General features: G+C 55.8%; 13 protein-coding genes. 6 read left to right on the forward strand and 7 right to left on the reverse strand.

Annotated features, from left to right (window positions below; all coding sequences use genetic code 11):
- Positions 1-123: 123 nt before the first annotated feature.
- On the forward strand, positions 124-936 hold the full coding sequence (locus AC22LX_RS23820; protein ID WP_045395602.1) for a dienelactone hydrolase family protein: 813 nt from the start codon (positions 124-126) through the stop codon (positions 934-936).
- Between the two features lie 59 nt (positions 937-995).
- Here the strand turns inward: AC22LX_RS23820 and metE are convergent, their stop codons facing one another.
- Positions 996-3,260 (reverse strand): 5-methyltetrahydropteroyltriglutamate--homocysteine S-methyltransferase, encoded by a 2,265-nt coding sequence (gene metE, locus AC22LX_RS23825; RefSeq protein ID WP_487334247.1) that lies wholly within the window; start codon positions 3,258-3,260, stop codon positions 996-998.
- 117 nt (positions 3,261-3,377) lie between these two features.
- On the opposite strand from metE, the gene metR reads away from it, so the two are divergent.
- Positions 3,378-4,331: an HTH-type transcriptional regulator MetR gene (gene metR, locus AC22LX_RS23830; RefSeq protein ID WP_015703991.1), complete on the forward strand. Its 954-nt coding sequence runs from the start codon at positions 3,378-3,380 to the stop codon at positions 4,329-4,331.
- Here metR and AC22LX_RS23835 read toward each other — a convergent pair.
- The 3 genes from AC22LX_RS23835 to pldB all read right to left on the reverse strand — a co-directional run bounded on the left by AC22LX_RS23835 (position 4,219) and on the right by pldB (position 7,044).
- On the reverse strand, positions 4,219-5,118 hold the full coding sequence (locus AC22LX_RS23835) for a carboxylate/amino acid/amine transporter (protein ID WP_487334256.1): 900 nt from the start codon (positions 5,116-5,118) through the stop codon (positions 4,219-4,221). The two genes, metR and AC22LX_RS23835, sit on opposite strands and share 113 nt — an antisense overlap.
- An 88-nt stretch (positions 5,119-5,206) precedes the next feature.
- The gene (yigL, locus tag AC22LX_RS23840) at positions 5,207-6,007 is read right to left on the reverse strand and encodes a sugar/pyridoxal phosphate phosphatase YigL (protein ID WP_015368853.1); all 801 of its coding nucleotides are present in this window, start codon (positions 6,005-6,007) and stop codon (positions 5,207-5,209) included.
- 44 nt (positions 6,008-6,051) lie between these two features.
- Positions 6,052-7,044 (reverse strand): lysophospholipase L2, encoded by a 993-nt coding sequence (gene pldB / locus AC22LX_RS23845; RefSeq protein ID WP_045395594.1) that lies wholly within the window; start codon positions 7,042-7,044, stop codon positions 6,052-6,054.
- A 109-nt stretch (positions 7,045-7,153) separates the two neighbouring features.
- Here pldB and rhtB point away from each other — a divergent pair, with 109 nt between their 5' ends.
- Together rhtB and AC22LX_RS23855 are read left to right on the forward strand one after the other, a co-directional pair.
- The gene (gene rhtB / locus AC22LX_RS23850) at positions 7,154-7,774 is read left to right on the forward strand and encodes a homoserine/homoserine lactone efflux protein (protein WP_015368855.1); all 621 of its coding nucleotides are present in this window, start codon (positions 7,154-7,156) and stop codon (positions 7,772-7,774) included.
- A gap of 161 nt (positions 7,775-7,935) precedes the next feature.
- Positions 7,936-8,880 (forward strand): Rpn family recombination-promoting nuclease/putative transposase, encoded by a 945-nt coding sequence (locus AC22LX_RS23855; protein ID WP_487334248.1) that lies wholly within the window; start codon positions 7,936-7,938, stop codon positions 8,878-8,880.
- A 47-nt stretch (positions 8,881-8,927) separates the two neighbouring features.
- On the opposite strand, the gene rhtC is transcribed toward AC22LX_RS23855, so the two are convergent.
- From rhtC to pldA, 3 genes are all read right to left on the reverse strand, one after another.
- Entirely contained in the window at positions 8,928-9,548 is a 621-nt protein-coding gene (rhtC, locus tag AC22LX_RS23860; protein WP_045395590.1) for a threonine export protein RhtC, read from the reverse strand.
- 61 nt (positions 9,549-9,609) lie between these two features.
- Positions 9,610-11,436: an ATP-dependent DNA helicase RecQ gene (gene recQ / locus AC22LX_RS23865; protein ID WP_015368858.1), complete on the reverse strand. Its 1,827-nt coding sequence runs from the start codon at positions 11,434-11,436 to the stop codon at positions 9,610-9,612.
- A 67-nt stretch (positions 11,437-11,503) separates the two neighbouring features.
- Positions 11,504-12,376: a phospholipase A gene (gene pldA / locus AC22LX_RS23870; RefSeq protein WP_487334249.1), complete on the reverse strand. Its 873-nt coding sequence runs from the start codon at positions 12,374-12,376 to the stop codon at positions 11,504-11,506.
- Positions 12,377-12,529: 153 nt separating this feature from the next.
- Between pldA and yigI the strand changes: the two genes are divergently transcribed.
- Positions 12,530-12,994 (forward strand): acyl-CoA thioesterase YigI, encoded by a 465-nt coding sequence (yigI, locus tag AC22LX_RS23875; protein ID WP_004097567.1) that lies wholly within the window; start codon positions 12,530-12,532, stop codon positions 12,992-12,994.
- Between the two features lie 48 nt (positions 12,995-13,042).
- Positions 13,043-13,936, forward strand: coding sequence for an EamA family transporter RarD (gene rarD, locus AC22LX_RS23880; protein ID WP_487334250.1), 894 nt, complete (start codon positions 13,043-13,045; stop codon positions 13,934-13,936).
- Positions 13,937-13,950 lie beyond the last annotated feature (14 nt).

Genomic DNA, 13,950 nt, shown 5'->3' on the forward strand with positions numbered 1-13,950 from the left:
ACAAGTTATATTCACGGTCATAGAACAAAAGATAGCCGCTTTCAGGCACTGTGCTTTATTACCGCCCGAACTAAAGGGTCTATAGTTAGTGTTGCGCTAATAAATAAGGGTACGGAGAATACCATGACCACCACCAAGCAACCTGGATTCGCACCTGCAGCCTCGCCGCACGCCTCGACCGCCGTCCATACGTCGGATGAGCAGATTGTCGCCGGAGAAACCTCGATCCCATCGCAGGGCGAGAATATGCCAGCCTATCACGCCCGCCCGAAAAACGCCGACGGCCCGCTGCCGATCGTTATCGTGGTGCAGGAGATTTTCGGCGTACATGAACATATTCGCGATCTGTGCCGCCGCCTGGCGCAGGAAGGCTATCTGGCGATTGCGCCAGAACTCTACTTCCGCCAGGGCGATCCGAATGAGTACAACGATATCCCTACCCTGTTCAAAGAACTGGTCACTAAGGTGCCGGACGCACAGGTGCTGGCGGATCTCGACCACGTCGCCAGCTGGGCGGCGCGCCACGGCGGCGATGCCCATCGTCTGCTGATCACCGGTTTTTGCTGGGGTGGGCGCATTACCTGGCTGTATGCCGCGCATAACCCGCAGTTGAAGGCAGGCGTCGCCTGGTATGGCAAACTGGTGGGAGAAAAATCGCTGAATTCGCCAAAACACCCGGTGGATATCGCGGTCGATCTCAACGCGCCGGTACTTGGCCTGTACGGCGCTAAAGACGCCAGTATTCCGCAGGATACCGTCGAGACCATGCGCCAGGCGCTGCGGGCGGCAAATGCGAACGCCGAGATCGTGGTCTATCCCGAGGCCGATCACGCCTTTAATGCCGACTATCGCGCCAGCTATCACGAAGAGTCAGCCAAAGATGGCTGGCAGCGGATGCTGGCCTGGTTTGCTCAATATGGCGGTAAAAAAGGGTAACTCGCCTGATACATGAAAAGAGGAGGCCGTGGCCTCCTCTGTTGTTTTCCGCGTATCTATCAGGCTGATTCGCGCAGATTTTGCGCCGCTTGCACCATGTTCGCCAGCGCGGCGCGGGTTTCCGGCCAGCCGCGGGTTTTCAGGCCGCAGTCCGGATTAACCCACAAGCGCTCCGCCGGGATACGCTGCGCGGCTTTCTCCAGCAACCCTTCAATCCACTCCACGCTCGGCACGTTTGGCGAGTGGATATCATAAACGCCCGGGCCGATTTCGTTTGGATATTCAAACTCTTCAAACGATTCCAGCAGTTCCATGTCGGAACGCGAGGTTTCAATGGTGATCACATCGGCATCCAGCGCGGCGATAGAGTCCATGATGTCATTGAACTCGCAATAACACATGTGGGTATGAATCTGGGTGTCATCCTTAGCAACCGCGGCATTGATGCGGAAAGCTTCGACGCCCCACTGTAAATAAGCATCCCAATCGCTGCGTTTCAGCGGCAGACCTTCGCGCAGTGCCGGTTCATCAATCTGGATAATACCGATACCGGCCGCCTCCAGATCCTCCACTTCATCGCGCAGCGCCAGCGCAATCTGCTTCGCGATTGTTTCACGGCTGACATCCTCGCGCGGGAAGGACCAGCACAGAATGGTTACCGGACCGGTCAACATGCCTTTGACCGGCTTGTCGGTAAGAGACTGCGCGTACTTCGCCCATTCGACGGTGATCGCTTGCGGACGGCTGACATCGCCGATAACCACCGGCGGCTTCACGCAGCGAGAGCCATAGCTTTGCACCCAACCGTTTTGCGTGAAGATGAAACCGTCCAGATGCTCACCGAAATACTCCACCATGTCGTTTCGCTCGGCTTCTCCGTGCACCAGCACGTCTAAACCCAGACGTTCTTGTTCGACGATCGCCTGCTTAATATGTTCGGCAATACCCGTCCGATAATGGCTGGCGTCAAGATTGCCCTTTTTGAAGTCCAGACGTAGGGTACGAATTTCGGTTGTCTGCGGGAATGAACCGATCGTCGTCGTCGGCCATGCTGGCAGGTTAAAGCGTTTGCGCTGCGCCTGTGCGCGCTCGGCATAAGGGCTGGTGCGCTGGCTGTCCTGAGCAGTGATTGCCGCCAGCCTTTTTTCCACTGCCGCGTTGTGTACGCGAGTCGAATGGCGACGAGCCTGAATTGGCGCGCTCCACGCCTCGATCGCCGTCGTATCACCGCTGTTCAGCGCGTCGCGTAGCAGCGCCAGTTCGCCGCACTTCTGCAGGGCGAAAGCAAACCAACTTTTTACTTCGGCATCAAGACGGGTCTCTACGCTCAGATCGATCGGGCTATGCAGCAAGGAGCAGGAAGAGGCTACCCATAGCTCACGTTGACCGACAAGCGACTTAATTTGCGCATATTTTTCCGTGAGATCGGCGCGCCAGACGTTACGACCATTGATCAGCCCGGCGGATAACAGCCAGTCGGCCGGCAGGCGTTTATGTAGTTCAGCCACCTCATCTTTGCCGTGCACCAGATCGACGTGTAGCCCCTGTACCGGCAGCGCGGTGATAACATCAAGGTTGTCGGTGATCCCTTCAAAATAGGTAGTCAGCAGTAGTTTTACCTGCCCCTGCAGGGCTTCATAAGCCGGTTTAAAGGCATCCAGCCATGCTTGCGGCAGCTCCAGAACCAGCGCCGGCTCATCAATCTGCACCCACTCAATGCCGCGCTTCGTCAGCTCGCCCAGTACCTGCTGGTAAACCGGAAGGATATCGTTCAACAGGCTTAGACGATCAAACTGTTCGCCTTTTACTTTGCCCAGCCACAGATAGGTTACCGGCCCCAGTAGTACAGGCTTAATCTTGTGGCCCAGCGCCAGCGCTTCGTCCACTTCATCCAGCAGTTGGGTCCAGCTCAGCTTGAACTGTTGGCCCTGGACAAATTCCGGCACCATGTAGTGATAGTTGGTGTTGAACCACTTGGTCATTTCCGCGGCGGCAGCGGGTTGACCGGTCGGCGCGCGGCCGCGACCAATGCGGAACAGGGTATCGATATCGACGGTGCCGTCTTTGTTCTGATGACGAGCCGGCACGTTGCCCAGCAGCAGGCTGGTGGTCAGAACATGGTCGTACCAGGCAAAATCGCCCACCGGCAGCAGATCAATGCCCGCCTGTTTCTGCTGCTCCCAGTGACGAGCGCGCAGATCGCGACCTACCGCCAGCAGCTCTTCACGCGTGGCGTTGCCCGCCCAGTAGCTCTCTTGCGCTTTTTTCAGCTCGCGGCGAAGGCCAACGCGAGGAAAACCGAGGGTGTGATTGAGGATTGTCATGTTATGCCCCTTATGGAATTTTTTATATTTAGCCATCCAGATGTTTACACCGCTATAATTCGCAAGTACTGTATATTCCTCAAGCGCAAATTATTCATGCCGAAGTGAAGGACATTCATGATCGAGATTAAACACCTGAAAACGCTACAGGCGTTGCGGAACAGCGGTTCGCTGGCGGGCGCGGCGGCAGCCCTGCACCAAACCCAGTCGGCCCTGTCCCACCAGTTTAGCGATCTGGAACAGCGCCTTGGCTTCCGTTTATTTGTGCGTAAAAGCCAGCCGCTGCGCTTTACGCCGCAAGGGGAAATTCTGCTGCAGTTAGCCAATCAGGTGCTGCCGCAGATCGCCCGCGCGTTGCAGGACTGCAACGAACCTCAGCAGACCCGTCTGCGGCTGGCGATCGAGTGCCATAGCTGCATTCAGTGGCTCACCCCGGCGCTGGAAAGCTTCCGCGCCCGCTGGCCGCTGGTGGAGGTTGATTTTCAGTCCGGCGTCACTTTTGACCCGCAGCCAGCCCTGCAGCAGGGCGAACTCGATCTGGTGATGACCTCAGATATTTTGCCGCGTAGCGGCCTGCACTATTCACCGATGTTTGATTATGAAGTTCGTCTGGTGTTAGCTCCGGAACATCCGCTGGCGGCGAAAACGCGCATCTCGCCGGAAGATCTGGCTGCGGAAACGTTACTGATTTATCCGGTACAGCGCGGGCGACTGGATATCTGGCGCCACTTCCTGCAACCGGCGGGGATCAGCCCGCAGTTGAAAAGCGTCGATAACACGCTGCTGCTGATTCAGATGGTCGCCGCGCGAATGGGTATTGCCGCCCTGCCGCACTGGGTGGTGGAAAGTTTTGAACGCCAGGGTTTGATTGTCACCAAAACCCTGGGAGAAGGACTGTGGAGCCGGCTGTACGCCGCGGTGCGCGATGGCGAGCAACGCCAGCCGGTAACAGAAGCGTTTATTCGCTCAGCGCGGAATCACGCTTGCGATCATCTGCCGTTTGTACGGAGTGCGGAGCGACCCAGCGGCGATGGACCCATAGCGAAGCCAGGATTACCAGCGCGCCAATGATAAAGCTCGGCCAGTGAGGCTGCTCCTGCCAGATAGCAAGGTTAACCAGCAGCCCGGCGGGGACGTGAACGTTATTCATGATCCCCAACGTACCGGCATCCACCTGCGTCGCGCCGTAGTTCCACATGAAGTAACCCAACCCGGAAGCGACCACGCCCAGCCATACCAGAACCCCCCACTGCAGACCGGTGGACGGCAACCTCTGCGGATTGCCCAGCATAAACCACGCCGCTACCGCCACGATAAAGGCGCCGGCATAGAACCAGGCAAAGGCATTGTGTTGCGGCATTGGACGGACTTCCATCAGACGCTTGTAGCCCACCATACCGATGGCGAAACAGATATTCGACAGCTGCACCAGCAATAGCCCGGTCCAGAAGTGATCGCTGACTTTGTCATAGCGGATGATCGCCGCCCCTAACACCGCCAGCGCCGCGCTAAGCAGATAGCCCCAGCGTAGTTTACGGCCGCTGATCAGATCGTAAATCAGGGTGATATACAGCGGGGTAAAGACCGTAAACAACAGAAATTCGGAGACTGTCAGATAGAGATAGGCGCGGAAAGCCAGCAAATACATAATCCCAAGCTGCATCACTCCTACCAACATGTAGAGCACGATGGTACGCGGAGGCTGGCCGCGCGTACGCAGAAAAGGCAGGAACACCAGCGCTGCCAGGCCCACGCGCATCAGCACGCAAAAATAGCTATCGACGCTACCGGCAAGGTATTCGCCAATCAGGCTAAACGAAAAGGCCCACAGGATAGTGGTGATAATTAATAGCGCCACAATGGTCGTCTCATTGAATAAAGAACAGGCATTGTAGCGGAGAGAGAGGTTGACGACTGACCAGTTATTAGCCAATCGTCAATCTTTATCAATCGAGGTACAGCTTGCGCAGGTAATGCGGTACAGCATCATCGGCGTTGCTGCCGATCACTTCCAGCTCCGGATGCAAGTCCTTCAACCGCTGATGGGCGTTCGCCATGATGCAGCCTTTACCGGCCATCGACAGCATCTCGGCGTCGTTCATGCCGTCGCCAAAGGCGATACACTCTTTGAGGCTGTAGCCAAGCATTTTCGCGACGGCCTCCAGCGCATGCCCTTTCGATACACCGCCGGCCATCACTTCAAGGCAGGTCAACGTGGAGAAACTCACATTCACGCGGTCGCCCCAGCGCGCGTTGATAGCCTGCTCAAGCGGCAGCAAATGTTCATGATCTTCACAGGTGAAGAAAACTTTGCTGATGCCATCCGCATCCAGCTCGCCCGGTTCATAAAGCTTGTAGTTGAATACCGCCTCTTTGAAGAAGCGCATCTCTTCCGGGCGATGGCGATTCATAAACCATTCATCTTCACGATAGACGTTGGTCACAATCTTCACATCGTTACGCACCATCTCAAACAGATCGCTGGCGATATCGCGGTCGAGGTTATGGGCGAAGATTTGTTTTCCTTCGCTATCGTGTACGCGGGCGCCGTTAGAGGTGATCATGTACGACTTAATGCCGAGATTATCGCGGATCTGTCCCACATCGATATAGTGACGACCAGTGGCGAAAACGAAATTTATCCCGCGCGCGGTGAGTAGCTTCAGCGTTTCTTTGGCATAGGGGGTGAGGAAATGGTCGGGGGAAAGCAGCGTGCCATCTAAATCAGACGCAACAACCTGGTACATAAAAAATTTAACCTCTAAGCAGGGCGACGAGATCTATCGTCGGATTAAGTATGTCGATTGAAAAAATCGACGATGGCATTTAGCGCGACTGAGCGCATAGCGTCCTTTTCAAAAAGGATCTCGTGATATGCCCCTTCAATAACGAGCGGCTTATCGCCTTCACAAGGGTGTCCGGCAGCGGAACGGAGTTCGCAATAGCGGTCGTGCATCAGGTTATCGACCACCCTTTCATCCTCGGCCTGAATCAATAGCGTCGGAGTCGTATCTTTCTCGACGCCAGCCAATATCTCTTCACCGGCCAGAATACCTTCGCGCACCCAGTGATAGGTCGGCCCGCCGACGCGCAGCCGCGGATCGTCAGCATAAAAACGCAGGTTGCGACGATAGCGCTGACGGCTATGAGTCAATACATTGAGCGAAAACGGCAGCGCCCGCCAGCGGCCCGTACCGATGGCATACTCTTCACGAATACGCTGATGGCCCTCAGCCCAGTCGAGAATATGGCGCACCATCCAGTCCGGCAGGCGCATGATGATGCCAAACATTGGCGCGCATAAGGCAATGGCGTCGCAATGCTGCCGGTGACGCTGCAAGAACAGCGTGGCAATGGCGCCGCCCATCGAGTGGGCGAGAATAAAACGTTTACGCCAGTGGCCGGGCACCACTTCCTGCTGCCAAAGCGCAGCCAGATCGTCAACATAGTCGCTAAAGCGCACAACATGACCGCGGTGGGTATCAGACAGCAACCTACCTGAGCGCCCCTGACCGCGGTGATCGATAATCATTACGTCAAAGCCGCTGTGGAAGAGATCGTAGGCTAGTTCGGCGTACTTCACGTAGCTTTCGATGCGGCCGGGGCAAATAACCACCAGCCGGTCATTATTTGCGGCGCAAAAGCGCACAAAGCGTACCGGAACCTTATCGACGCCCGTAAATTCAGCTTCTTCCCGCTGATGCCAAAAATCCGTCAGCGGCCCCATGGTAAAGGCCGCAAACGCGTTTTCTCGTGTGTCCCAGTCCTTTTGCTGCCCAAACATCGGGTTTACACCCCTGTTAACCGCTGAAAATCGTTTTTTTGTCGCACATCACACAATGCTGATGCAATAGCGTATTGTGGCATAAAAATAGACAATCAGGGAGATTCTCATGACCTTCGAGTGGTGGTTCGCTTATCTGCTGACATCAATCATTCTCAGCCTGTCGCCGGGTTCCGGCGCGATTAATACCATGACCACATCCATCAACCACGGCTATCGCGGCGCGGCAGCCTCTATTGCCGGCCTGCAAACCGGATTGGCCATTCATATCGTGCTGGTTGGCGTCGGTCTGGGCACGCTCTTCTCACGCTCGGTACTGGCATTTGAAGTGTTGAAATGGGCGGGCGCGGCTTATCTTATCTGGCTGGGGATCCAGCAATGGCGGGCGGCGGGTTCAATCGACCTGAATACGCTGGCGCGCACTCAAAGCCGCGGTAAGCTCTATAAACGCGCGGTGTTCGTCAATCTGACCAACCCCAAAAGTATCGTCTTCCTCGCCGCGCTGTTTCCCCAGTTCATCGTCCCGCATCAGCCGCAGGTGATGCAGTACCTGGTACTTGGCGTCACCACCATTGTGGTCGATATCATTGTGATGATCGGTTACGCGACGCTGGCGCAGCGCATTGCGGCCTGGATTAAAGGTCCGAAGCAGATGAAGGCGCTGAATAAAGTGTTTGGTTCGCTGTTTATGCTGGTGGGAGCGCTGCTCGCTTCCGCCCGTCATGCCTGAAACTGGAATGGCGCTCGCACAGCTCGAGGCCACTTGCGGCCGTAGTCGTATTATCACGCGTGCTGGCGCGAAAAGATGAAAGAGACTTTATCCGCGCGCTGTCGGCCCCGCCTTTTCAGTGCCAGAATGCCACCATTGGGTTTCTTCACGGATGAACGAAAATGGCGGAAACGGCAACCCCTCATGATGCAGTCTTTAAGACCTTTTTGTCGCGGGTCGAAACGGCGCGCGATTTTATCGAGATCCACCTTCCGCCGGCGTTAATTCAGGTTTGCAAACTGGATACGCTACGACTGGAATCTGGGAGTTTCCTGGAGGATGACCTGCGGCCCTATTACAGCGACATTCTGTATTCACTGGAGACAACGCGCGGCCAGGGTTATGTCCATGTTCTGATAGAACACCAAAGTTCACCCGATAAACTGATGGCATTCCGTCTAATGCGCTACGCCATCGCCGCCATGCAGAGGCATCTGGAGAATGGTCATAAAACGTTACCACTGGTGATTCCCATTCTCTTTTATCAAGGACGCCGCAGCCCCTATCCCTGGTCGTTAAACTGGCTGGATAATTTTGACGACTCGCTCCTTGCTCATCAACTCTACTCTGGCGCTTTTCCGCTGGTCGATATTACTGTGATTCCTGATGATGAAATCATGCAACACCGCAGCATGGCGGCCCTGACGCTGGTGCAAAAACATATTCGCCAACGCGATATGGCACAACTACTGGACAAGTTGACCCACCTCTTAATGTTGGAGCAGATGAGCGGACAACAAATCGCCGTGCTGATAAAATATATGGCTCAGGCGGGGGAAGCACAGGATATTCGGGCGCTATTTTATGGGCTGGCACAGCGTGTGCCGCAGCATGGAGGAATGCTAATGACTCTGGCAGAAACGTGGCTCGCAGAAGGCAGAGAGAAAGGCATTAAAGAAGGCATCAAAGAAGGCATTAAAGAAGGCATCAAAGAAGGCATCAAAGAAGGAAAACTACAGGCCCTTTTACAGGTCGCCGCAGCGATGCTCAATCGCGGCATTGATGACGATGCGATCCTGGAAATGACCGGTTTGACCAGCGATGAGCTACAGCGTCTTCGTCACTAATATCAACCCCACCCGGCAACAAACCGGGCGGGGAATCGCATAACACGTTAACGCGAAATAATCAGATGGATGCCGAAACCGGCAAACAGGGTTCCCGCGATGCCGTCTATCCACTTTGCCATCCGCTGATAGCCGCGGCGCATTTGCGGCAGTGCGAACAGGCTGGCCACGATGGTGAACCACGCCAGCGTTTCAAGAACGATCAGCAGGAAAATCCCCCAGCGCGCGCCGGCGCCAATGTTATCGCCAACGAACAGCGAGAAGACCGAACCAAAGTAGATAATCGCTTTCGGGTTGGCGAGGTTAGTCAGCAGGCCCTTCAGGAAACTGCGCCCACTACGCGCCAGCTCAACTTGCGGTTCCGCCGCGACAACGTCGGTTTTCTTTAACGCGCCGCGCAGCATTTGATAGCCCATCCAGCACAGATAGAGACCGCCGCCGACCATAATCAACGTATGCAGCCAGGCCATTTTCTCGATAATCAGGTGCAAGCCGAGCAGCGCGACGCCCGCCCAGACCATCACGCCGCCGGTGATCCCCAGCACGCCCATCATCGCCTCTTTGCGCGAACGGCTCACTGCGGTTTGCGAAACGAAGAAAAAATCCGGCCCCGGGCTCATTAGCGCAATGATGTGCACCAGCGCCACGGTGAGAAAAAGCATCAACATGTTTAACTCGCAGGGAAATAGTGAAGAAGGAAACTATTCTGGCACCTTTTCCCGCGGCTGACTACTCATCATCGCCATCGACATGAGCACGTATCAGCGCCATGAATTCTTTACCGAAGCGCTCAAGCTTACGGGTCCCCACGCCGTTGACGCTAAGCATCTCCCCGGCGGTAAGCGGCGACTGTTCGGCCATCTCAATAAGCGTCGCGTCGTTAAACACGACATATGGCGGGATATTCTCCTCGTCGGCGATCGCTTTACGTAATTTACGCAGCTTGGCGAACAGCTTGCGGTCGTAATTGCCGCCGAAGGATTTCTGCATCGCTTTCGGTTTTAGCGCCACGATACGCGGCACGGCGAGCTGCAGCGGGACTTCACCACGCAGTACAGGACGCGCGGCCTCGGTGAGCTGCAGCGCGGAGTGCTGGGCAATATTTTGCGTCACCAGTCCGAGGTGGATTAACTGGCGAATCACGCTCACCCAGTGCTCGTGGCTCTGCTCGCGACCAATGCCGTACACCGGCAGTTTATCGTGGTTCAGGTCGCGGATACGCTGATTGTTGGCGCCGCGGAGTACTTCAACCACGTAGCCCATCCCGAAGCGTTGATTCACCCGATAAATAGTTGAAAGCGCCTTACGCGCATCCATTAAGCCATCGTACTGCTTTGGCGGATCAAGACAGATATCACAGTTGCCGCACGGCTCCTGACGCCCTTCGCCAAAATAGTTCAGCAGCACCAAACGGCGACAGGTCTGCGCTTCGGCAAAGGCGCCCATCGCATTCAGCTTATGACGTTCAATATCCTGCAGCGGCCCGGCGGGCTTCTCCTCCAGGCAGCGGCGCAGCCACGCCATATCCGCCGGATCGTAAAACAGCATCGCTTCCGCCGGCAGCCCGTCACGCCCGGCGCGGCCGGTTTCCTGATAATAGGATTCAATGTTGCGCGGGATATCAAAGTGCACCACAAAACGGACGTTCGGCTTGTTAATGCCCATACCGAAGGCCACCGTCGCCACCACGATCTGCAGATCGTCGCGCTGGAATTTCTCCTGCACGTCGGCACGAATATCATTTTCCAGACCAGCATGGTAGGCCGCCGCGCTGATGCCACGGCTTTGCAGCCTGGCGGCGGTGTCTTCAACTTTAGAACGGCTGTTACAGTAGATAATCCCTGATTTACCGCGCTGATCCTGGACGTAACGCATCAGCTGATCGAGGGGCTTAAATTTCTCCATCAGCATATAGCGGATATTGGGGCGATCGAAGCTACTGACCTGAATCAGCGGATCGTTGAGCCCCAGCAGGCGAACAATATCGCGGCGGGTGGTGTCATCCGCGGTGGCGGTGAGCGCCATAAACGGAATATGCGGCATCCGCTGGCGCAGCTGGCCCAACGCGGCATATTCCGGGCGGAAATCATGGCCCCACTGCGAGATACAGTGCGCCTCATCTACCGCCAGCATCGCTAAGTTCCAGTGGCTCAGATGCTCGAGAAAGTTGTCCAGCATCAGGCGTTCCGGCGCGATATACAGCAGACGAATCTGCCCGCTGCGGCAGCCCGCCATCACTTCTTGCTGCTGCTCGCGGCTCTGCGTCGAGTTAAGACAGGCCGCGGCGACGCCGTTCGCCAGCAGCTGATCGACCTGGTCTTTCATCAGCGAAATCAGCGGCGACACGACAACCGTCAGGCCGCCGAGGACCAATGCAGGTACCTGGTAGCACAGCGACTTACCGCCGCCGGTCGGCATCACTACAAGGCAATCGCGGCCTTCCAGCGCCGTGGCGATGATCGATTCCTGGCCCGGGCGGAACTGCTGGTAGCCGAAGGTCTCTTGTAAAACCTGCTTAGCCAGCGATTCCTGATTTAATACTTCCGCCTGTGCCACGTTGACCCCATTCGCCTGAAAAGAAAACAGGCGCTATTTTCAGCGCCTGCGAGCCAGAGTGCAACGATTAAAACAGATCGTTGAGCATCACGCCGACGCCGACGCGCGTCTGATTGAAGTTATAGTCGATTAGTGATTCGCCATAACCGCTGTAGATTTGAGTATAGGCGCGCACATGTTTGGTAATAGGATAACTGACCCCGACTTCCGCGCCGCCGTAGCCGGTATTCCAGTTATATTGCCCCTGAGCGCTAAGAATAGCCTCCCCCAGCTGGTAGCCAATCTTCAGGCGGTAGTAACCCATGTATTTGGTGATATCGGGGTTATCATCGGTGCTGCCGACCACATACCACGGCTTCACTTCAACCAGCCAGTTACCGTTTTGCGCCATCAGGCGAGTATACAGGCGGTTCCAACTACGTGACGTTGGATCGGAACGGCCATTGGAATCGTGGTTATAGCCGACTTCGATATCGCGCAAAGTCCAGCCGGCAAACTCATAATCCGTCGCGAAGCCAAGGAAGAGCTGAGGCTCGTAGTTGGTTTCGCGAAACGGCGCCGAGCCTTTACTGTTAGAGAGCTGCCACCAGGATTTTTGCGTATAGGAAGCGCCAAGCAGCGAATTATCGCCAAGGATGCCGCGCCACAACGGGAACGCCAGGCTGAGCTGGAACTTCACCTCATCCTTACGCGCGTCATCGGCCCAGTCGTAACTACGAATTGCCTCTTTATTGAGATCGCTGGTCCACGTATAGAGCAGATAGTTGCTCTCATAAGGATAAAGCAGGAACGGATTATCATGGTCCTGCAGCAGGTTGGCGATAATGCTGCCCCGCACCGCGGGTTTGTCATGAACGGCTTGATTAAGCGGCGCGTCCTGCGCCAGAACGCTGGCCGGCAGCGCGCTAAGCGCCAGCAGCCAGGTCAAAGAGATACGCATTACTGTTCTCCTGAAGAAGGGTTCTTATTAATGTTTTGTCCTGCTGCCATTCTACCTGTTTATCCGCCTCCCGCTGCGTTATCGCCTCCGAAAGTGGAAATCAATATTTTTGAAGCATAAAATCAACATTTCATTAACGAATGGACTTCTGCTATGTCTGAACTGACCGCCGCCGCCGCGCTAAAGCTGGTGGGAGAGATTTTTGTTTATCACATGCCTTTTAACCGTGCGCTGGGGCTTGAGCTGGAACGTTATGAAAAAGAGTTTGCCCAGCTCAGCTTTAATAATCAGCCGATGATGGTAGGCAATTGGGCGCAGAGTATTCTGCACGGCGGCGTTATCGCCTCTGCGCTGGATGTCGCCGCTGGACTGGTCTGCGTCGGCAGCACCCTGACTCGCCATGACACTATCAATGAAGAAGAGCTGCGCCAGCGCCTCTCGCGGATGGGAACTATCGATTTGCGCGTCGATTACTTACGCCCTGGCCGCGGCGAGCGTTTTACCGCCACCAGCAGCCTGCTGCGCGCCGGAAACAAAGTCGCCGTGGCCCGCGTCGAGTTGCATAACGAAGAGCAGGTTTATATCGCCAGCGCCACGGCTACCTATATGGTGGGTTGATTGCCGCAGATCGAGTAACATCACTCTTTTTGGCAATGGATTATACCAATGGACGCAAAACAAACGCGGCTGGGCGTTATGCTGGCGCTGGCCGCCTACTTTATCTGGGGTATCGCGCCGGCGTACTTCAAACTTATTTACTACGTTCCCGCCGATGAAATCCTGACGCATCGCGTGATCTGGTCTTTCTTTTTCATGGTGGCGCTCATCAGCGTCAGCCGCCAGTGGCCGCAGGTAAAAAAACTGCTTAAAACCCCGCGAAAGATCCTCCTGCTGGCGCTCTCTGCGGTGCTGGTCGGCGGCAACTGGTTGCTCTTTATCTGGGCGGTCAATAACCACCATATGCTGGAAGCTAGCCTCGGCTACTTCATTAACCCGCTGGTGAATATTCTGTTGGGAATGATTTTCCTCGGCGAACGCTTTCGCCGTCTACAGTGGTTGGCGGTGATCCTCGCTTTTTGCGGTGTGCTGGTGCAACTTTGGACCTTCGGTTCACTGCCGGTAATCGGCCTTGGGCTAGCCTTCAGCTTTGCCTTCTACGGACTGGTACGTAAGAAAATCGCCGTCGATGCGCAGACCGGCATGCTGGTGGAAACGCTATGGCTGCTGCCAGTGGCGGCGATCTGGCTTTTCGGCATCACCGATAGCCCAACCAGCCATATGGGAGACAACCCCTGGTCGCTCAATTTACTGCTAATGGCAGCGGGTGTGGTAACCACCATCCCCCTGCTGTGCTTCACCGGCGCGGCGACCCGCCTGCGCTTGTCGACGTTGGGTTTTTTCCAGTATATCGGCCCGACGCTGATGTTCCTGCTGGCGGTAACGTTCTACGGTGAAGTGCCGGGCACGGATAAAATGGTCACCTTCGCCTTTATCTGGGTGGCGCTGGCGATATTCGTGATGGATGCGGTATATACGCAAAGACGGGGGCGTCGGGGATAGGATATTACCCGATG

This window comes from Klebsiella sp. PK01 (genome assembly GCF_057624675.1).

What these genes read in the sequence shown, in the direction of transcription:
- pldA (WP_487334249.1), bottom strand. Translation starts at nt 12,376, where the DNA reads ATGCGTATCTCTTTGACCTGGCTGCTGGCGCTTAGCGCGCTGCCGGCC.
- metE (WP_487334247.1), bottom strand. Translation starts at nt 3,260, where the DNA reads ATGACAATCCTCAATCACACCCTCGGTTTTCCTCGCGTTGGCCTTCGC.
- yigI (WP_004097567.1), top strand. Translation starts at nt 12,530, where the DNA reads ATGTCTGAACTGACCGCCGCCGCCGCGCTAAAGCTGGTGGGAGAGATT.
- rarD (WP_487334250.1), top strand. Translation starts at nt 13,043, where the DNA reads ATGGACGCAAAACAAACGCGGCTGGGCGTTATGCTGGCGCTGGCCGCC.
- yigL (WP_015368853.1), bottom strand. Translation starts at nt 6,007, where the DNA reads ATGTACCAGGTTGTTGCGTCTGATTTAGATGGCACGCTGCTTTCCCCC.
- pldB (WP_045395594.1), bottom strand. Translation starts at nt 7,044, where the DNA reads ATGTTTGGGCAGCAAAAGGACTGGGACACACGAGAAAACGCGTTTGCG.
- AC22LX_RS23820 (WP_045395602.1), top strand. Translation starts at nt 124, where the DNA reads ATGACCACCACCAAGCAACCTGGATTCGCACCTGCAGCCTCGCCGCAC.
- metR (WP_015703991.1), top strand. Translation starts at nt 3,378, where the DNA reads ATGATCGAGATTAAACACCTGAAAACGCTACAGGCGTTGCGGAACAGC.
- rhtB (WP_015368855.1), top strand. Translation starts at nt 7,154, where the DNA reads ATGACCTTCGAGTGGTGGTTCGCTTATCTGCTGACATCAATCATTCTC.
- AC22LX_RS23855 (WP_487334248.1), top strand. Translation starts at nt 7,936, where the DNA reads ATGGCGGAAACGGCAACCCCTCATGATGCAGTCTTTAAGACCTTTTTG.
- rhtC (WP_045395590.1), bottom strand. Translation starts at nt 9,548, where the DNA reads ATGTTGATGCTTTTTCTCACCGTGGCGCTGGTGCACATCATTGCGCTA.